The sequence below is a fragment of the Corallococcus sp. EGB genome, from assembly GCF_019968905.1.
Lineage (GTDB): Bacteria > Myxococcota > Myxococcia > Myxococcales > Myxococcaceae > Corallococcus.
In genome coordinates this window covers 6,716,682-6,736,158 of record NZ_CP079946.1, presented here as the reverse complement: position 1 = coordinate 6,736,158, position 19,477 = coordinate 6,716,682, and the positions used below count along the sequence as shown (strand labels likewise).

Sequence of the window (19,477 nt, the reverse complement as noted above, 5' to 3'; positions counted from 1 at the left end):
TTGTCTGCGGCACGCTACACCGCGCCTCAAGGCAGCGTCCTGGTTGAACACGCACCCCGCCCCAGCCGCGCCCCCATCCCCGATGACGACTTCCCCTTCCTTCCAGCCGACCCCGTCGATTCCCTTCGAGCTGCGCCAGTCCCCCATCCAGGGCACGGGCGCCTTCGCCACCCGCCGCATCCGCAAGGGCGCGCGCATCATCGAATACATCGGTGAGCGCATCACCCAGGCGGAGGCGGACAAGCGCTATGACGACGAGTCGATGGAGCGCCACCACACGTTCCTCTTCAACCTGGATGACGACACGGTGCTGGACGCGGGGACCCTCCACAACGAGTCGCGCTACATCAACCACTCGTGCGAGCCCAACTGCCAGTCGCTCATCGACAAGGGCCACATCCACATCTACGCGCTGCGCACCATCGAACCGGGGGAGGAGCTGACGTACGACTACGCGTACGAGCGCACCCCGGAGATGGACGAGGACGCCGAGGCGCTCTACGTCTGCCGCTGCGGCAAGCCCAGCTGCCGGGGCACCATCCTTGCCCCGGAGAAGAAGGCCCCCGCGCGCGCGAAGAAGGCCGCGTCGAAGCCCAGGTCGAACTCCAAGACGAAGCCCAAGTCGAAGCCCAAGTCGAGCTCCAAGTCGAGCTCCAAGACGAAGGCCGCCAAGAAGGCGAAGGCCGCGCCGCCCGCCGCCGCGAAGAAGAAGCGGGGCACCCAGCGCGCGAAGTCCCCGGGCCGCGGCCGCCGCGCCGCGAGCTGACGGCCTGCACGGAGGCGCGCACACCGCCGGGGGCGGGGATTAGACTGGAGGCGTGAAAGACGTCCTGCGCTTCCTGCTCACTGAAGCCCCTGACTCCCCTTCGCTCGACTCCGTGGAAGCCTGGTGGCGCCGGCACCTCGCGCTGGCGTCGCGCTTCCCGGTGCCCGCCGACCTGGCGCTCTCCGCCGGCTTCCGGATGGACCGGATGGGGTTCGCGTTCGCCTCGGGCTACCAGGCGGCGCTGCGCTCGCTCTTCCCCCAGCTTCCGCGAGACACGCGCGCCGCGCTCTGTGCCACGGAGACCGGCGGCGGACACCCGGGCGCCATGGAGACGAAGCTCACGCCGAGGGGCGCAGGCTGGACGCTCGACGGCGTGAAGACCTACGTCTCGCTGGGCACGCACGCGGAGGTCCTGCTGGTGGTGGCCTCCGAGGGCCGGGATGCCCAGGAGCGCAACCGCCTGCGCATGGTGCGGCTGGACGCGAAGGCGCCTGGGGTGACGGTGGAGCCGCTGCCGCCCCTGGGCTTCATCCCGGAGGTGCCGCACGCGGCGCTGCGCCTGGACGGCGTGGAGGTGGCGGCGGAGGACGTGCTGCCCGGCGATGGTTACACCCGCTACCTCAAGCCGTTCCGCACGGTGGAGGACTGCCACGTCAACCTGGCGGTGCTGGGCTGGCTGGTGAAGGTGGCCCGCAGGTGCGGCTGGCCGGTGGCGCTGCGCGAGGAGCTGGTCTCTGTCGCGGTGATGATCCGCACGCTGGCGCTGGAGGACCCCAGCGACCCGGCCGTGCACGTGGCGCTGGGCGGCGCGCTCACGCAGCTGCACCGCGCGCTGGAGCGCTGCGAGGCGGCCTGGGAGGGCGTGGATGTGGAGATGCGCGAGCGCTGGCAGCGCGACCGGCGCCTGTTGGACCTCGCGTCCAAGGTGCGCGCGAAGCGGCTGGAAGCGGCGCGGCAGCGGCTGGCCGGCGGCGCGGGCGACGACTGACGCCTCGCGGCCGCGCGCCAGGCTCATCCGCCGGAGGCGGCTCCTTCAATGCCCGCAATGCGAAGCCCGCGAGGGGAGGGGCGCCAAAGCCTCCTTCCCCGCGCGGGCCCGGTTGCCACGGAGGCTTCAGTACCGTCCGCCGCCCAGCGCGGAGACGATGGCGGACAGGACGCGGTTCTCCACGCCCCAGACGGCCTTGTTCACGCCCTTCACGCCCGCGCCGCGCATGTAGTCCGTGAAGTCGTGCAGGGCGGTGGAGCGCTGCATGCGCTCGGAGCTGGCGGCATAGAGCAGCGGCGTGTTCGGCGCGCCCGTGAGGCCCAGGTCCGGACAGGCCTCGGACAGCGCCGCGCGGTCGATGCCCGTCACCGCGGACATCATGGCCACGGTGAAGTGGTGCACGGGCAGCTCGCGCGCGTTGGGCACGCGCTCCAGCACCTTGGCGCGCGTCGCCGGGTCGGTGGCCAGCTGCGGCAGCGTCACCCGGGACATCTCCAGGATCTGCTCGTTGGTGATGTGCTTGTTGTCCAGGATGGCCCGGTCGAACAGGCTCTGCGGCGTGTCACCCTTGATGGTGATGTTCACGTCCGACATGCGCTGGCGCATGGTCTGGATGGCGCGCCCCACCTCCGTGTTGGGACCGCCGCGCCACGAGCCCGGCGTCGCCTGCACCGGCGCGGCCGTCGCGCGGATGCGCGCCAGCTCCGCGCGGTTGAGCACGTCCGCCCGTGACGCCTCCGTGACCTGATTGGCGCGGGCAGGCTGCGCGGCCGGGGCCTGCGTGCGAGCCGGAGCGACGGAGGGGGTGGTGGGACGGTTGCGGATCTGCGTCATGGAGGCACCTTCTACCCGGGAAATCGGAGTACCGGATTATCGCCGGGAGGGCAGGGGAGTTGCCTTGCCACATGCCCACCGCGCGTGCGTTCCGCGCCCGTCCCGGTATGGTGCGCGCCATGTCACAGCGCCTGCCCACCCAGTTCGCCGACCTCCTCACCCCGAAGGGCCGCCGCATTCTCGAAGGCCGAGACTCCGAGACGTGTGGCGCGCTGCTGGACCCCACGCGGCCCTTCATCGCGCTGCAGGGCGTCATCGACGTGAAGAAGGCGGCCGAGGCCCGCGACCTCCTGGACGCGGCGCTGCGTGACACGCTCGTCACCATGGAGGACCCCATCCCGGAGGACTCCATCTCCGGCATGGTGGAGAACTACACGGAGGCGCTGCCCAAGACGGTGCGCGTGCGCACGGCGCTGCTGGAGAGCCGGCGCTCGCGCTCGTGGCGCGCGGCGGAGGCGGTGGGGCTGACGGCGCTGCTGCGCTCGGACACGTTCGCGGCCTTCGCGGCGACGGTGAGCGGCCGGCCGCTCAAGCGGGGCTGGGGCATCCAGGTGCTCTGCTACGGCCCGGGGGACTACACGGGCCCTCACAACGACCACCACCCGGAGGAGGCGGACGCGCGTGACGGCTACGTGGACATGCACGTGAGCCTCACGATGCCGGCCGTGGATCACCAGTACCTTGTGTACGCGAAGGACGGGCACTTCTCCGAGCTGACCCGCGTCAGCACCGTGGGCGGCGTCACCGTGTACCGGCTGCCCTTCTGGCACTACACGACGCCGCTCGCCGCGAAGCCGGGCAAGGAGGACGCGGCGCGCCGCTGGGTGCTCCTGGGGACCTTCCTGGACGCTGCCCCCGGGACGCGCCCCTCCTCCTCCGTCCTGCCGGCGGGCGCCCCGCCGCCTGTCCGGACGGTGACAGTCGGACGTGGCACCGGGGCCGGACGGCGTTAGCGTGCCGGGCCCATGAGCCCGACCGACATCGACACGCAGGCCAACGACCTCCTCCAGTACATCGACGCGTCGCCCACGCCGTACCACGCCGTGCGCGAGACGGCGCGCCGCCTCACCGCCCGCGGCTTCCGCGAGCTCGATGAGCGCGAGTCCTGGTCCCTCAAGCCCGGGGACAAGGTCTTCGTCATCCGCGGCGACACGAGCATCGCCGCCTTCCAGTTGGGCACGAAGCCCGTGGACACCACGGGCTTCCGGCTGGTGGGCTCGCACACGGACTCGCCCAACCTGCGCCTCAAGCCGAACGCGCCCGTCAGCCGCCACGGCTACCAGCAGCTGGGCGTCGAAATCTATGGCGGGGTGCTGCTGCACACGTGGACGGACCGCGACCTGTCGCTCGCGGGCCGCGTGGTGACGCTGCGCAACGGCCGTCCCCAGCACCACCTGGTGGACTTCCGCCGGCCGCTGCTGCGCGTGCCCAACCTGGCCATCCACCTGAACCGCTCCGTCAACTCGGAGGGGCTGAAGCTCAACCCGCAGGAGCACATGGTGCCGGTGCTGGGTTTGGAGAGCGCGGGGCCCGCGGAGCTGCGCGCGTTGCTCGTGGAGGAGCTGGGCCGCTCGGGCGTGAAGGCCGCCGCGGATGACCTCCTGGGCTACGACCTGTGCCTCTATGATTTGCAGCCGTCCACGCGCTCCGGCCTGCACGGCGAGTTCCTCCACGCGCCCCGCCTGGACAACCTGGCCAGCTGCCACACCGGGCTCACCGCGCTGCTGTCGGACACCGGCCCGCGTGAGGCCACGGTTGGCGTGGTGCTCTATGACCACGAGGAGTGCGGCAGCCGCAGCGCGCAGGGCGCCGCGTCGCCGTTCCTCAAGGACCTGCTGGAGCGCATCGTCCAGGCTCACTCGGACGGGCGCGCGGACGCGTTCCACCGCGCCATCCGCCGTTCGTTCCTGGTGAGCGCGGACATGGCCCACGCGGTGCACCCCAACTACGCGTCCATGCACGAGCCCAAGCACCAGCCGCAGCTCGGCGGCGGCCCGGTCATCAAGACGAACGTCAACCAGTCCTACGCGACGGACGGCGAGTCGTGGGCGCACTTCGCGGCGCTGTGCAAGGAGGCGGGCGTCACGCCGCAGCACTTCGTCACGCGCACGGACCTGGGCTGCGGCAGCACCATTGGCCCCATCACCGCGGGGCAGCTGGGCATCCGCACGGTGGACGTGGGCAACCCCATGCTGTCCATGCACTCCATCCGCGAGCTGGCCGCCGCGTCCGACGTGGCCCGCATGGTGGCGGTGCTGACGCGCTTCTTCGCCTGAGGCGCGGCGCCTGACGGCGAAAAGGAAGAGGCGGGTCCGGTGGTGACCGGACCCGCCTCGGGTGCTTCAGGAAGCCTTCAGCGGGACGACTAGTTCACGCCCACCGCGGTCCAGGCGTCCTTCACCTTCTGCACCTGGTTGGAGTCCGCGCCGTACAGGTCGGTGGCGGCCTTGATGGTGGCCTCGCGGGCCTGCGCGAAGTTCGTCTTCGGCGTCATGTACGTGGTGAGGGCGCGGCCGAAGATCTTCAGGCCGTCCTCCATGCCGATGCCGCCCTTCACCTCCAGGCCGGAGGTGCGGTTCTTGCCGCCCTCCACCAGCAGGTAGAAGGCGTTGTTGGAGATGCCGCTGGAGCCGTGCACCTCCGTCTGCTTCGGGTAGTTCTTGTAGTTGTCGACCGAGTAGCCGTCCTTGGTCGGGTCGTTCATGTAGCGCAGGCCGTCGTCCGGATCGCCGTTGTTCGGGGTCCAGGCGGCCTCGCCCACGGTCCAGTTCCACTTGGCCTCGGGGTTCTTCTGCGCGGCGTACCACTCCACGCCCGTGCCCATGATGTCGGAGAAGGACTCGTTCAGGCCGCCGGACTCGCCGCTGTAGACGAGGCCCGCGGTGCGCTCGGTGAGGCCGTGGGTGATTTCGTGGCCCGCGATGTCCAGCGTGGTGAGCGGGCCGGACTGCTTCCCGTCGCCGTCGCCGTAGCTCATCTTCTCGCCGTCCCAGTACGCGTTCACGTAGTTGTTCTTCACGTGCACGTAGTTGACGAGCTTCTCACCCGCGCCGTCGATGGAGTCGCGGCCGAGGATGTTCTTGTAGAAGTCGTAGGTCATGGCCGCGCCGTAGTGCGCGTCGATGCCGGCCTTGGCGCGCTCCGGGTCCGTGGCCTCGCCCCACTTGTCGTTGTTGTCGTTGATCTTCGTCTGGCCGGACGCGGTGGACTTGTTCATCGCGTCGTAGGTCACGATGCCCTTGCCGCGCGTCTTGTCCTCCAGCGAGAACGTGCCGTCCGCGTTCTGCGTGGTCTGCAGGTCCACGTGGCCGCTGTACATGGACAGGTCGTCCGCCTTGCCCGTGGGCGGGTTCTGCGGATCCGTCGGCGGAGGCGTGGTCTCCTTCGCGGTGATGTTCAGGCTCCAGTTGTTCAGGGTGCCCGTGTCACGCGCCGCCTTGTCCTCGACGGTGATGGTCCACTCGCCCTTGGCGCTCTCGCCCTTGAAGGTCTCCGAGAGGTCGAACGAGCCGATGATGTCGTCCTTGGAGCCGCCCTTGCGGTCCTGCACCACGGCGGTCTTGCCGGACGGGCTGGTCACGGAGACCTTCAGGTCGCCGCTCCAGGTGTGCTTGATGGTCAGGTCCAGCGACAGCTTGTCGACCGTGACGCCGTCCGGGATGTTGATCTTCGACTGGACCTGGCCCTTGTCCGGGATGGCGACGTTGGGGCTCGCCGTGCCGTTGACCTGCAGCGCCGCGGGCGCGCTCTTCGTCCAGCCGCCGATCTTGTTGAAGGTCTCCAGCACCTTCCCCGTGTTGGCGTCGATGATGTAGTTCTGCTTCTTCGGCTTCTCCTGGCCGGCGATCTGCGTCACTTCCACCTGGTAGGCCGAGTGGTACTTGCCTTCCGTGTCCTGGTAGATGACGCGCTCGGAAGAGGGCTGCTTGTCGGCCTTGCCGCCCAGCTCCTTCTTCGCGATGTCGATGGCCTGCTGCGGGGCCAGCTTCGGCTTCTGCGTGCCCAGGCCCGCCGGGATGGGGTTCTGCTCGCCGGTGACGCTGGTCACCTTGCCGTCCGCGCCCAGGTGGCTGATCAGCTGCTCACCGAAGACCTTCACGCCCTCGTGCATGCGGTCCAGGCGAACGTGGGTCATGCCCAGCTCGTCCACCTCCACGCTCTTGGGGGCCAGCGTCGGGCCGGCCTTGTTCGCCGCCAGCAGCGACGAGGCCGTCATCGGCGGGGTGAGGTACTTCAGGGACGTCTGGATGGCCTGCTGCGCCTCCTTGCTGTCCAGCGGGATGCGGCCCGGCTGCGCGGACGTGGCCTGCGTGGAGGAGGACTGCGTCGTCGCCGCGGCGGCGGCCGTGGGCTGCGCGCCAGCGGCGGCGCCCGTGCGGGAGACGGACTCGAAGCCGTCCTTCACGCGAAGGACGTTCTTGGCCTTCGCCGGCGCGGAGGTGTCGGTGGTGGGACGGAGAGTTACGGGCGTCGAACCTTCGGTGCGGCGAATGGTCATTGATCACTCACACTGCAAGGGGGATGAACAATTCTCGCACGACGAACACCGGAGTTTCCGATGGCCTGAAGAAGATAACGCGCCATCCCAGAATTCACGGAATAACGATGGTGGACTTCCTGTGAATTCAGCGGTTGATACGAAATATTTACTTTCAGCGGGGGTCCATCACGACCCGAATTCCCGAAATCCCCGACGCGGAACGTCATGGATCAGCACGCGACGCCCGGGGAAATTCGGGGGAAATACTTGGAAAAAATACATCCGGGCGGCAACCGGGCAGGCGGGCCGGACGCGCGGAGGCTGATACACTGAGACACGGTTTCCCGGCCGGGATGGTGCGGGGGGCTGGACCCTGGGGGGGTTGAAACATGGAGCCGTGGATTCATCCTGAGAAGCGGGAGACGCCCGTTCTTCCGGTCTTGCCGGTGCGGGTGCCGCGCCGGAGCTTTGAGGGTCTGTTCGAGCACGCGCTGAGGCCGTCGGGCCTGTTCGCCCAGGCGCTGCGCGACGTGGGCTACGACCCGGACTCCGACGAGGAGCTGCTTCCGCTGGAGGTGTGGCGCGCGTCGCTGGCGGTGGCGCGGCGGCATGCGTGCCCGGGCCTTGCCAGCGAGGACGCCAACCGCGTGCTGGGGACGCACTACGTGGAGGGTTTCGCGCAGACGCTGGTGGGGCGCATCTTCGCCGCGGCGGCGCCGCTGTTGGGCGCGGAGCGGTGCCTGGCGCGGCTGCCCACGTACCTGCGCGCGGGCCGCGACGACATGAAGCTGATGCTGGAGCCGGTGCGGGCGCGCGAGTGGCGGGCGCGCGTGGTGGACGCGGATCCGCTGCCAGAGTTCGTGGCGGGGGTGATGGAGCAGGTGCTGCGCCGCACGCGGGTGCTGCCGCGCGTGGACGTGCTGGAGCGCGGTGACTACACCTATTCGCTGCGGATCCGCTGGGACGACGCCTGACGTCCTCGAGCGCCCTCCCGGCGCTAGTTGAGGTACGTCTTCGGGGGGCGCTTGAGGGGGGAGGCGGGCGAGGCCGGACGCGACTGTCGCCACCGGCCGATGACGTCCATCAACCCGTCGAACGTGTCGCGCAGGGCCCAGGCGCGGTCCTCCGCGTCCTTCAGGGCCTCGCAGCGCAGGAGGCCGTCGCGCAGGGCGCGCTGGACGCCGGGGCAGTCGTCGCGCTCGTCGATGAGCTGCTCGGCGGTGTGCATGTACAGCCGGTAGCACCCCTCCACGTCGCCCCGGTTGTAGGCGGGGGCGCCCACGTTGATGGCCTGCCCGAGCAGCGCGGCCACGGACTCCACGGCCGGCGTCGCGCAGCCATCCAGCAGGCCCACGGGGTGCTGCGGCACCTGGCGCACGCGGGTGGCGCGCTGCCGGGGCGCATCCAACGCGGACAGGGGCCGCGGCGGGCCGAGCGTCTTGAGGAGCGGCGCGATGTAGCGCGCCGGGATGACGAGCCCCAGCGCGCGGCCGTTGGCGAGCGCCGCGGTGGCCAGCCCCACCACCTGTCCCCGCGCGTCCACCACCGGCGACCCGGAGGCGTCCTCGGGCAGCGTGCGCGTCAGCTCCAGCAGGGTGAGCCATTCGCCAAGCACCTGCACCGCGCGGACCTCCAGGGGGCGCGACTCCGGCGGGCGGTCCGCGTGGGCCTGGACCACGTGCAGGGCCTCTCCCTCCGAGGGCAGCGTGGACGGGCCCAGCGGGAGGGCGGGGACCAGGTCCGGGACGGACAGGCACAGGACGGCCAGGTCGCGCCGTTCATCCACGGCCGCCACCTGCACCACCGGGGAGCGCAGGCCATCCGGCAGCACGGCGGTGATGGCGCGCGCGCTGGACACCGCGTGCAGGCTGGTGACGACGTGGCCTTCATCGGAGATGACGAAGCCCGTGGCGGTGCGGCCGCCCAGGTCCAGCAACACCAGGGAGGCACTCGTGCGTCGCAGGGCCTCTTCGGCTCGCGCACGGCGTGCCTGGACGTCGTCGGACATGGGCCACCCCCGTTCGGCCGGCATTCCCAGCGTAAGACATTTCCTCCGTCCGGCCGCAGTGCGTTGTATCAGCCTGCCCGCCCCCCACCCAACCCACCCGGGCGGGTCGATGTTGGCCGTCAGGTTGTGATTGGCGGCAGAGTGTCCGGTCGTTAAACCTCCGGCCGGCATGCACAAGACCCACCTCGTCGGCGCCCGCACCCACAACCTCAAGGATTTGTCCGTCGATCTCTCCGAAGGGGAGTTCGTCTGCGTCACCGGCGTGTCGGGAGGCGGCAAGTCGAGCCTCGCGCTGGACACGCTCTACGCGGAGGGCCAGCGCCGCTTCGTGGAGAGCTTCAGCCCGTATGCCCGGCAGTTCCTCGAGCGGCTGGAGCGGCCGCCCATGGATGCGCTGGAGCCTGTGGCCGCGGGCGTCGCGGTGGACCGGCGCGCGCCGGTGAAGAGTTCGCGCTCCACGGTGGCGACGCTGGCGGACGTGGAGCCGTACCTCTCCGCGCTCTTCACCCGCGAGGCGATGCCGGTGTGTCCGGACTGTGGCCTGGAGGCGGTGCGCACCGACGCGCGCGTGGCCGCGCAGGCCGCGCTGCGCGAGCACCCGGACGCGCCCGCTGTCTTCACGTATCCCGTGCGCATCCCCGACACGGCCGCGTTCCTCGACGTGCGCGCCCGCCTGCTGAAGGACGGCTACCACCGGCTGATGGTGCAGGGCGAGGTGAAGGAGCTGGAGACGCTCAAGCCGGGCGAGGCCACCGACCCCGCGGGCGTGGCGCAGGTGGTGGTGGACCGGGTGAAGCTGACGGACGCGAACCTGTCCCGCGTCACCCAGGCGCTGGAGGACGCGTGGGCGCGCGCGGAGGGCGAGGCGCTGCTCTTTCTTCCAGAGACCGCGCCGACGAAGCTGCGCCGGGGCCTGGTGTGTCCCAGGTGCGCGCGTGAGTTCGAGCCCGCGCGGCCGGGACTCTTCAGCTACCAGAGCCCGGTGGGCGCGTGCGCGCCGTGCCGGGGCTTCGGGCGCACCATCGGCATCGACTGGGGGAAGGTGATCCCCAACCCGGGCTTGAGCCTGGCGCAGGGGGCCATCCGTCCGTGGTCCGGCCCGTCCACCACCTGGGAGCGGGAGATGCTCCAGCGCTTCTGCCGGCAGAAGGGCATCCCCTTCGACAAGCCGTGGGAGAAGCTCACCGCCGCCCAGCGCGAGGCGGTGCTCCAGGGCGAGGGCGACTACGACGGCGGCCGCGTGTACCCGGGCGTGCGCGCGTGGTTCCGGTGGATGGAGAGCCGCACATACAAGATGCACGTGCGCGTGCTGCTGGCGCGCTACCGCGCGTACACCCTCTGCGAGGCCTGTCACGGCGCGCGCCTCAACGAGCAGGCGCGCGCGTGGCGCGTGGGCGGCCTGGACCTGCCGGGCTGGCACGGCCTGGAGCTGACGGACGCGCTGGCGCGGCTGGACGGGCTGAAGACACTCACGGGGCAGGGCGACCTGGCTCGGCGCGAACTGTCCGCGCGCCTGCGCTACCTGCAGCGCGTGGGCCTGGGCTACCTCACGCTGGACCGGCCCGCGCGCACGCTGTCGGGTGGCGAGGCGCAGCGCGTGTCGCTGACCGCGGCGCTGGGCACGTCGCTCACCGGCGCGCTCTTCGTGCTGGACGAGCCCACCGTGGGGCTGCACCCGGGGGACGTGCCGCCGCTCACGGAGGCCATCGCGGAGCTGGCGGACCGGGGCAACATCGCGCTGGTCATCGAGCATGATCCGCTGATCATCCGCTCCGCGCACCGCGTGCTGGAGCTGGGCCCTGGCGCGGGACGCCATGGCGGCAAGCTGTGCTTCGACGGCACCCCGGAGGCGCTGGCGAAGCGGCAGGACCTGCCCACCGGCCGCATGCTGTCCGGTGGCGCGGAGGAGGCGCGCACGCCGCGCGCCCGCACGGGCGAGCTGGTCATCCGCGAGGCGCGCGAGCACAACCTCAAGGACGTGTCCGTGCGCGTGCCGCTGGGCGTGCTGTGCGCCATCACCGGCCCCAGCGGCTCCGGCAAGAGCACGCTGATGGACGAGGTGCTCTACCGGCACCTGGCGCGCGGGCTGGGCGTGAAGGACGTGGAGGCCCCCGGCGACGTGGCGGCGGTGGAGGGCGGGGCGCAGGTGGAGGCCATCACCTTCGTGGATCAGTCCCCGCTGGGGCGCACGTCGCGCGGCAACGCGGCCACGTACACCAAGGCGTGGGACCGGCTGCGCGAGCGCTTCGCCTCGGAGCCTGACGCGGAGGCGCGGGGCCTGACGTCCGCGCACTTCTCCTTCAACGTGGACAAGGGCCGCTGCGAGGCCTGCGGCGGCGAGGGCTACGAGACGGTGGAGATGCAGTTCCTCGCGGACGTGGCCCTGCTGTGCGCGGTGTGCCGGGGCCGGCGCTTCAAGGAGGAGGTGCTCGCCGTCCGCCACCAGGGCTTCAGCGTGGCGCAGGTGCTGGAGATGACGGTGGACGAGGTGCTCCAGCACTTCGGTGACGACTCGGCGCTGAAGCGCACGCTGGGGCCGGCGCAGCGGCTGGGCCTGGGCTATCTGCCCCTGGGCCAGCCCCTGTCCACGCTGTCCGGCGGCGAGGCGCAACGCCTGAAGCTGGCGCGCGCGCTGGCGAGCGACGCGAAGGGCACGCTCTTCCTCATCGACGAGCCGAGCGCCGGCCTCCACGCGGAGGACGTGCGCCACGTGATGGCGTCCCTGCACGCGCTGGTGGACCGGGGCGCGAGCGTCATCGTCGTGGACCACGACGTGTCGGTGATGAAGGGCTCGGACTGGATCATCGACCTGGGGCCCAAGGGCGGCCGCGACGGTGGCCGGCTGGTGGCGGAGGGCACGCCCTCGGACGTGGCGAAGGCGCAGGGCAGCGCCACCGCCGCCGCGCTCCGGGGCGAGGGCAAGCCGCTGGCGAAGGCGGTGAAGCTGCGCCGCCCCGGGAAGGAGGCGCCGCCCGCCATCGAGGTGGAGCATGCGCGCGAGCACAACCTCAAGGACGTGTCCTGCCGCATCCCGCTGGGGAAGATGACGGTGGTGACGGGGCCGAGTGGCTCCGGCAAGAGCTCGCTGGTGTTCGACGTCGTCTTCGCGGAAGGGCAGCGCCGCTTCCTGGAGACGCTGACGCCGTACGCGCGGCAGTTCCTGCCCACGCTGCCGCGCCCGGACGTGGAGCGGATCAGCAGCATCCCGCCCACCGTGGCGTTGGAGCAGCGCACGTCGCGCGCGGGAGCCACGAGCACCGTGGCCACGGTCACGGAGGTGGCCCACTACCTGCGGCTCATGTACGCGAAGATCGGCGAGCCGCATTGCCCGCATGACGACACGCCCATCGGCGCCACCACGCCCGCGGCGCTCTACGCGCAGGTGCTGGCGACGAAGGGCGATGGGCAGGTGCTGGCGCCCGCGGTGCGCTCGCGCAAGGGCACGTACCTGGATGTCTTCACCGCGGCGGCCCGCGCGGGCATCACGCAAGCCATCGTCGACGGGGAGCTGGCGTCCACGGACAACCCGCCGCGCCTGGCGAAGACGAAGGAGCACGACATCGACCTCGTGATGTACGAGGGCAGGCTCGCGAAGCTGCCGCGCGAGCTGTTCGAGGCGTCGCTCAACTGGGGCAAGGGCGCGGTGAAGCTGCGCACGGGCAAGGCGGAGACACTCCTGTCCAGCGAGCGCACCTGCCCCAAGTGCGGCACCGCCGTGCCGGAGTTGGATCCGCGCTGGTTCTCCTTCAATACCAGGCAGGGCCGCTGCGAGTCGTGCGAGGGCACCGGCGTGCAGGGCGGCGCCTCCGCCATGGCCGAGGGCGAGACGGCCCCGTGCCGCACGTGCGGGGGCACCCGCCTGGCCCCGGTGCCGCGCGCGGTGCGGCTGGAGGGCGCGCGCTACCACGAGGTGGTCCAGGCGTCGGTGACGGCCACGCTCGCGCGGGTGCGCACCTGGAAGCTCAGGGGCGACCGGGCGCTGCTGGGCGAGACGGCGCGGCAGGAGATGCTGCGGCGGCTGGAGTTCCTGGAGCGCGTGGGCCTGGGCTACCTGTCCCTGGACCGCAACGCCGCCACGCTGTCCGGCGGCGAGATGCAGCGCCTGCGGCTGTCCGCGCAGCTGGGCGCGGGCCTCACCGGCGCGATGTACGTGCTGGACGAGCCCACCATCGGTCTGCACCCGCGCGACACGCACCGGTTGCTCGACAACCTGCGCGCGCTGGTGGAGACGGGCTCCACGGTGCTGGTGGTGGAGCATGACTCGGACACCATCCGCGCCGCGGATCACCTCCTGGACCTGGGTCCCACGGGCGGCCGGGGTGGCGGCCACATCCTGGCGGAGGGCACGCCGGACGTGGTGCTGGAGTCGGACTCGCCCACCGCGCAGGCGCTGCGGGCCGCGCAGGTGCGGCCTCCATCCGGCCGGGGTGAGCCCAAGGCCTGGGTGGAGCTGAAGGGCGCTCGCGCCAACAACCTCCAGCGCGTGGACCTGAAGCTGCCGGTGGGGCGGCTCAACGTCGTCTCCGGCGTGTCGGGCTCCGGCAAGAGCACGCTCATCCGGCAGGTGCTGTACCCGGCGCTGCGCGACAAGCTGGGACTCGTCACCGCGAAGCCCGGCGCGTTCGACGCGCTCAAGGGCACGGAGTCCATCAAGCGGGTGCTGTCGGTGGATCAGTCGCCCATCGGGCGCACGCCGCGCTCGGTGCCCGCCACGTTCCTGGGCATCTGGGATGAGCTGCGCCGCGTGTTCGCGGCCACCCCCGAGGCGAAGATCCGCGGCTTCGGGCCCGCTCGCTTCTCCTTCAACACGGCGAGCGGCGGCCGCTGCAAGGTGTGCGAAGGGCAGGGCGCCATCTCCCACGAGATGTCCTTCCTGCCGGACGTCGTCACGCCTTGCGAGGCCTGCAACGGGGCGCGCTTCGACGCCGCCACGCTGGAGGTGCGCTACCACGGCCTGACCGTGGGCGACGTGCTGCGCCTGTCCGCGGACGAGGCCAAGGACGTCTTCCGCGCGCTGCCCAAGGTCGCCGCGCCGCTGGAGTGCCTCGCGGACCTGGGCGTGGGCTACCTGCAACTGGGGCAGGGCTCCAACACGCTGTCCGGCGGTGAGGCGCAGCGGCTCAAGCTGGCCGCGGAGCTGACGGCGACGTCCCGCCATGAGCCCACGCTGTACGTGCTCGACGAGCCCACCACGGGCCTGCACCTGGGTGACGTGGAGAAGCTGATCACCTTCATGGGCCGGCTGGTGGACCGGGGCGACACGCTGGTCGTGATCGAGCACCACCCGTCGGTCATCGCCGCGGCGGACCACGTGGTGGAGCTGGGGCCGGAGGGCGGCGAGGGCGGTGGCCGCATCGTGGGCGAGGGCACGCCACGCGAGGTGGCGAAGCTCAAGACGCCCACGGGCCGGGTGCTCAAGTCGGTTTTTTCCGCTGAAGAACCCCGGGCGCGCGTCGCCTCACGCGGACGGTGAATCGATGCGCCTCTTCCGGCATCCTGCGGTCGCCATGAGAACCTCCCTGCTCCTCACCGCCGCAGCGGTGCTCTCCCTCTCCCCGGTGGCCTCCGCCGAGGACAAGACCGAGAAGAAAGCCATGTCCTTCCACCAGCTCTCCGCCAACCGGCTCGACGGCAAGCCCGAGAAGCTGTCGGACTTCCAGGGCAAGGTCGCCCTCGTCGTGAACACCGCGTCCGAGTGCGGCTACACGCCGCAGTACAAGGGCCTCCAGGCGCTCTACGACAGCTACAAGGATAAGGGCGTGGTCGTCCTGGGCTTCCCGTCCAACGACTTCGGCGGACAGGAGCCGGGCTCCTCCGAGCAGATCGCCCGGTTCTGCGAGCTGCGCTTCAAGGTCACCTTCCCCATGTTCGAGAAGGTCAAGACGAAGGGCGAGGGCCAGTCCCCCGTCTACGCGTTCCTCGCCAGGGAACACGGCGAGCCGAAGTGGAACTTCCACAAGTACGTGGTGGGCAAGGACGGCCAGGTGAAGGCCGCCTTCCCCAGCAGCGTCACGCCCGACAGCCCGGAGCTGAAGGCCGCCATCGAGAAGGCGCTCGCGGAGAAGTGACGGCGGTTCCCCCGGTGCAGGGCCCCTGCTGACAGGGGGCCCGCCGGGAGTCGGACGTCCGACGTTGGCTCCGTCCCGGAGGACTGCTCGGCGGCGGGGCAGGGCGTGCGCAGCTTGGGGCCCGGCCCATGTCCCCGGTTCTCCCTTCCGCGCGCGTCGTGACGGTGGTGCTGCTCGTGCTGCTGTGCGGTGGTTGCGCGTCGCTGGCGCCGCAGCGCTCGGAGCTGACCACGCGCGTGGGACGCTCCGACCTGTCCGTGGCGGTGATGCGCACGCGCGTGCGCGACCTGGCCCGGCGCTTCTCCGGATTGATTGAAGCCCTGGCGGACGACCTGGCCGCACGCTCCGGGTCACCGCACGTGGCCTCGGCCATGCTGCGCTTCAAGGCCAACGCGGTGCCCGCCGTGCAGAGCGCGCTCTTCCAGCCGGATCCGGTGGCCGCCCTCATCGACACCTGGGCGCTGCTGGCCCAGCTCGAGGACTCACTGCCGCGCACCGCCGTGGGGGCATCGCCGGAGCTGCTGGCGCACGCGCATGATTCGCTGGGGGCGTTGGAGTCCGAGCTGGAGGCCGAGTGGCGCGGGGTCACCGGCCGCGAGGACGCGACCCAGACCCGTGACAAGGTGCACGCCTGGGCCGCGGCGAATCCGCTGACCGGGCCGCTCGTCACCCGCGTCTCCACCACGGAGCTGCTGGCCTCCCTCACGAACGTGCCGGGCGGAGGACTGCGCTCCACGGCCGCCAGCCTCGTCGAGGACACGCGCGACCTCACCGCGCGCGTGGACCTCTATGCGACCAGCCTGCCCCGGCAGGCGCGCTGGCAGGCGGAGCTGGTCGCCGTGGATGCCCTGCGGGCCCCCACCGTCCAGTCCGCGCTGGCGGAGCTGGGGCGCACGGTGGACCTGCTGGACAGGGTGGGCGCGGTGGCCGCGAACTCGCCCGCGATCCTCGAACGCGAGCGCCGCGCGGCGCTGGACTCGGTGCACGCCGAACGCCTGGGCCTCCAGGCGTACCTCACCGGCGAGCGGCAGGGGGTGCTCGCGGACGTGGACCGGGAGCGCCAGGCGGTGGTGGACGCGCTGCACGCCGAGCGGATCGCCACGCTCCAGCAACTGGATGGCCTGGCGCGCGGCTGGGTGGACCACGCGTTCGACCGGCTGACCCCGCTGGTGGACCGCGTGTTCCTCTGGCTCGCGCTGCTGGCGGTGCTGCTGGGCGTGGGCGGGCTCCTGGGGGGCGTGCTGCTCACGCGGGCGTGGCGGCGCGCCCACTGAGAAGCGCCTACTTCTTCTCCTTCGGCGGCTTGGGCGGGAACTCCTTCAGCATCTTCTCCACGCCTTTTTGAAGCTTGCCGCTGTTGGTCTGGATGCTCGGGGTGTCGCCCAGGTCCGCCTGGGACGTTCCGCGCCAGACGAGCGTCTTCGCATGGGCGTCCACCACGTCGAGGATGAGCGTGCCCACGTCGTACTGGCGCACGTACGTCTGCGAGGGCCCGTAGTACGCGCCCCAGAAGGGATCCCACGGGTAGCCCCAATAGCTGTCCACCGTCTCCGCGGACAGCCTCGTGTTGATGGCGCCCTGCCAGCCGATGAGGAAGTCCGGGTTCGCGTCCGCATCCACCAACTGGTAGCCGCGGGCCTGGAGGTTGCTATTCACCGCCTCCCGGACCTGGGCGTCGGTGATGTCGTTGTTGATGCGCGAGTCCTTTGATTGCTGGGGATGCGACAGCCACGCATAGGTGCGGAAGTCACTGATGCGCTGGACGGCAGCGGGGTCGTAGTTGGTGCCGACCTTGACGTGCGCGCAGGACGCGAGCCCCAAGCCCAGGAGCAGGGGAAGTACACGGGACAGCAGGCGCATGGCGATCTCCAGGAGGACGGGCGCGTCCCTGGGGCGGGACACGGTGACAGCCATGACGGTGGGTATGGCCCCCAGGGATGCCCCGCCCGTGCCCGCCCGTCCGCCTCCGACCCGCGGGAGGGACGGCCTCAGTCGCCGCGCGCTTCCTTCGGCCCCCTGGCCTTCATCCACTTCGCGCCCTCGGAGCGGGCCATGACCATGGCCAGCCGCGCGCGCTTCTGCGGGGACAGGTCCTTGGCGAGCGTCTGGTACAGCTCCCGGTCCAGCGCGGCGATCCGCGCCCGCGCGTCGAAGACCTTCTGCGCCGCCGCGTCCACCTGACCCAGCGCCGCGCTGTCCCCGCGCGCCGCCAGGTGGAGGATGCGCGCCGAGTCCCGCACCTGTTCGCGCAGCGGGCGGCGCTGCTCCTCGAAGCGGCGCAGCGTCTCATCCACCTTCAGGGCCTGCGCGCTGTCCAGCTCCAGCACGTCCGCCAGCTCCAGCACCTGCCGCAGCCGCTGCCGCTGCTCGGCCCGGGCCATGCGGTCGGGGTCTCGGCCTCCCAGCTCCTTCGGCCCGGGCTGCGCCAGCGCCATCACCGGCAGCGCGAGCGCGAGCGCCCAGGTCATCCGCTTCATCGTCCTCACAGTGTCTCTCCCAGGTCGAAGTCCCCGTCCAGGTCGGCGTCGTCGCCATCCCACGTCAGGTCCTCGTCCATGCCGTATCCCGGGCCATCGTCGTCCAGCGGATCCAACCCGGCCCATGCCTCGAAGGCGGCCACCGTCCGCGCGTCCAACTCGTCGCGGGCGCTCACGGACTTCACGGCGGCCGGCGTCACCGCCGGATGGGGCGCCTTGAACCGCTCCAGCGCGGAGGGCCCCAGCATCAGCGCCACCACCGCCGCCACGGCCGCGAGCGAGCCCAGCGCCCGGCGGCTCATCCCCCGGCGCGTCTGCTCACGGCGCCAGGCCGCCAGGGTCCTGGAGCCCAGGCCTTCCTGCGCGCGCACCTCCACGGGCGTCTGGGGCGGCAGCGCCACCAGGCCCAGGACCTCACGCGCGGAGGCCACCTCCGCCTGGCAGGCCGCGCAGGACTCCAGGTGGGCCTGGAAGCGCGCGGCCTCCTCGCCCTCCAGCGCCTCCGCGGCGTGGAGGCTCGCCAGTTCCTCGTATTCCACGCACGCACCCATCACTGCGTCTCCCCGGCTACGTCGGCCTTCAAGCGTTTCACCGCGTGGTGGAACTGCACCTTCGCGTTGTTCTCCGTGATGCCCAGCGTCTCCGCGATGTCCTTGAACGGCAGCCCGCCGTCCACCCGCAGCGTCAGCACCTCGCGCTGACGGCGGGGCAGGGCCAGCACCGCCTGGCGCACCCGTTGGCCCTGCTGGGTGCGCTCCAGGGACGCGTCCGCGCCCTCGCCCGGATCCGCCGCCACGTCGTCCAGCACCGGCCCCACCAGCACCGGCCGCCACCGCAGCCCCTGGCGGGCGTGGTTCTTCGCCAGGTTGAGCGCCACCCGCACCAGCCACGACCGGAAGGGCGTGGGCGTGGTGGGCGTGAAGCGCGAGAACACCCGCCGCGACGCTTCCAGGGCCCGGAGGAACGCCTGCTGCGTCAGGTCCGCCGCGTCCTCCGCGCTCACGGTGTAGCGGCGCATCAGCGAGAAGACGAGCCCCCGGTGCCGTTCGAAGAGCTGGCCGAACGCCGTCGCGTCCCCCGCGAGGAAGGCCCCGCACAGGGCTTCATCCGAGAGAGCGCTCACGGCCCCATCGGGCCGCACCAGTCCTAGGACCCGTCCGCTCACAGGGGCTCCAACCCTCCAGGGGGCGGAAGGTTATTTTCCGGCCCGCATTTTCCGTGGGGGATGCGCGGGAAGACGTCTGCTACCGGGCAGGCGGGCGGGCCGGGGGCTCAGGCGGAGGCGGAGGGGGCGCCCGGGGCGGGGTGGGCCTGGAGGTACTTCAGCACGTCATCCAGGTGGCGGTAGACGCGCACCTCGTGGTGGATGACGTGTTCGACGACGCCGTCCGCGCCGATGATGAAGGTGACGCGCCGGTCGATGTTGAGGACCGGCCAGAGCACCCCCCAGGCGCGGCTGATCCGCCGCTCATCGTCTCCCAGGAGGGCGAAGTGGATGCCCTCCTGTTCGGCGAAGTCGCACTGGGTGGTGAGCGTGTCCACGGAGACGCCGACCAGCTCCGCGCCCAGCTCGCGGATCCGCTCGTGGTTGTCCCGGAACGCGCGGTTCTCGATGGTGCAGCCCACGGTGAAGGCGCGGGGGAAGAAGAAGAGCACGACGCGCCGGCCTCGCAGCTCCGACAGGCGCACGGTCTGGCCGTGGCAGTCGAGCGCGGCGAAGTCTGGAGCGAGGTCTCCGACGGCAATCATTCGATGCGTGCTCCATCCCCAACGGCGGGGTGTTGCCCTTCCCCTACCACGTTTTCCCCGCCATCCCATGCCGCGCCGCGCCGGGTGTCCGCTAAGGTGCCCCGCCG

General features: G+C 71.4%; 16 protein-coding genes. 8 read left to right on the top strand and 8 right to left on the bottom strand.

Translation table 11 applies throughout. From position 1 onward, the window contains the following. Positions 1-82 precede the first annotated feature (82 nt). On the top strand, positions 83-766 hold the full coding sequence (locus KYK13_RS27555) for an SET domain-containing protein (RefSeq protein WP_223635424.1): 684 nt from the start codon (positions 83-85) through the stop codon (positions 764-766). 52 nt (positions 767-818) lie between these two features. Continuing rightward, positions 819-1,754: an acyl-CoA dehydrogenase family protein gene (locus KYK13_RS27550; protein ID WP_223635421.1), complete on the top strand. Its 936-nt coding sequence runs from the start codon at positions 819-821 to the stop codon at positions 1,752-1,754. 126 nt (positions 1,755-1,880) lie between these two features. Here the strand turns inward: KYK13_RS27550 and KYK13_RS27545 are convergent, their stop codons facing one another. Next, entirely contained in the window at positions 1,881-2,588 is a 708-nt protein-coding gene (locus KYK13_RS27545; protein WP_223635419.1) for a hypothetical protein, read from the bottom strand. 107 nt (positions 2,589-2,695) lie between these two features. Here KYK13_RS27545 and KYK13_RS27540 point away from each other — a divergent pair, with 107 nt between their 5' ends. Beyond that, positions 2,696-3,541 carry a hypothetical protein gene (locus KYK13_RS27540; protein ID WP_223646798.1) on the top strand — a complete coding sequence of 282 codons (846 nt, stop codon included), beginning with the start codon at positions 2,696-2,698 and terminating at the stop codon, positions 3,539-3,541. A 12-nt stretch (positions 3,542-3,553) separates the two neighbouring features. Continuing rightward, positions 3,554-4,864 (top strand): M18 family aminopeptidase, encoded by a 1,311-nt coding sequence (locus KYK13_RS27535; protein ID WP_223635417.1) that lies wholly within the window; start codon positions 3,554-3,556, stop codon positions 4,862-4,864. Between the two features lie 89 nt (positions 4,865-4,953). On the opposite strand, the gene KYK13_RS27530 is transcribed toward KYK13_RS27535, so the two are convergent. Continuing rightward, positions 4,954-7,086: a M4 family metallopeptidase gene (locus tag KYK13_RS27530; protein WP_223635415.1), complete on the bottom strand. Its 2,133-nt coding sequence runs from the start codon at positions 7,084-7,086 to the stop codon at positions 4,954-4,956. Positions 7,087-7,457: 371 nt separating this feature from the next. On the opposite strand from KYK13_RS27530, the gene KYK13_RS27525 reads away from it, so the two are divergent. After that, the gene (locus tag KYK13_RS27525) at positions 7,458-8,042 is read left to right on the top strand and encodes a DUF2378 family protein (RefSeq protein WP_223635413.1); all 585 of its coding nucleotides are present in this window, start codon (positions 7,458-7,460) and stop codon (positions 8,040-8,042) included. Between the two features lie 23 nt (positions 8,043-8,065). On the opposite strand, the gene KYK13_RS27520 is transcribed toward KYK13_RS27525, so the two are convergent. Further along, the gene (locus KYK13_RS27520) at positions 8,066-9,076 is read right to left on the bottom strand and encodes a serine protease (RefSeq protein ID WP_223635411.1); all 1,011 of its coding nucleotides are present in this window, start codon (positions 9,074-9,076) and stop codon (positions 8,066-8,068) included. Between the two features lie 169 nt (positions 9,077-9,245). Here KYK13_RS27520 and uvrA point away from each other — a divergent pair, with 169 nt between their 5' ends. From uvrA to KYK13_RS27505, 3 genes are all read left to right on the top strand, one after another. Continuing rightward, on the top strand, positions 9,246-14,549 hold the full coding sequence (gene uvrA, locus KYK13_RS27515; RefSeq protein ID WP_223635409.1) for an excinuclease ABC subunit UvrA: 5,304 nt from the start codon (positions 9,246-9,248) through the stop codon (positions 14,547-14,549). 34 nt (positions 14,550-14,583) lie between these two features. Then, positions 14,584-15,144 (top strand): glutathione peroxidase, encoded by a 561-nt coding sequence (locus KYK13_RS27510; protein WP_223635407.1) that lies wholly within the window; start codon positions 14,584-14,586, stop codon positions 15,142-15,144. 128 nt (positions 15,145-15,272) lie between these two features. Further along, complete coding sequence (locus tag KYK13_RS27505; protein WP_223635405.1) at positions 15,273-16,418, top strand: chemotaxis protein; 1,146 nt, start codon at positions 15,273-15,275, stop codon at positions 16,416-16,418. Positions 16,419-16,425: 7 nt separating this feature from the next. Here the strand turns inward: KYK13_RS27505 and KYK13_RS27500 are convergent, their stop codons facing one another. The 5 genes from KYK13_RS27500 to KYK13_RS27480 all read right to left on the bottom strand — a co-directional run bounded on the left by KYK13_RS27500 (position 16,426) and on the right by KYK13_RS27480 (position 19,370). Further along, positions 16,426-17,058: a DUF4136 domain-containing protein gene (locus tag KYK13_RS27500; protein WP_370645174.1), complete on the bottom strand. Its 633-nt coding sequence runs from the start codon at positions 17,056-17,058 to the stop codon at positions 16,426-16,428. A gap of 74 nt (positions 17,059-17,132) precedes the next feature. After that, the gene (locus tag KYK13_RS27495; RefSeq protein WP_223646794.1) at positions 17,133-17,621 is read right to left on the bottom strand and encodes a hypothetical protein; all 489 of its coding nucleotides are present in this window, start codon (positions 17,619-17,621) and stop codon (positions 17,133-17,135) included. A gap of 5 nt (positions 17,622-17,626) precedes the next feature. Continuing rightward, complete coding sequence (locus KYK13_RS27490) at positions 17,627-18,172, bottom strand: zf-HC2 domain-containing protein (protein ID WP_223635402.1); 546 nt, start codon at positions 18,170-18,172, stop codon at positions 17,627-17,629. Beyond that, positions 18,172-18,744 (bottom strand): RNA polymerase sigma factor, encoded by a 573-nt coding sequence (locus KYK13_RS27485; protein ID WP_223635399.1) that lies wholly within the window; start codon positions 18,742-18,744, stop codon positions 18,172-18,174. The genes KYK13_RS27490 and KYK13_RS27485 overlap by 1 nt, the downstream gene beginning before the upstream one ends. Before the next feature lie 149 nt (positions 18,745-18,893). Next, positions 18,894-19,370: a peroxiredoxin gene (locus tag KYK13_RS27480; RefSeq protein ID WP_223635397.1), complete on the bottom strand. Its 477-nt coding sequence runs from the start codon at positions 19,368-19,370 to the stop codon at positions 18,894-18,896. Positions 19,371-19,477: the final 107 nt, after the last annotated feature.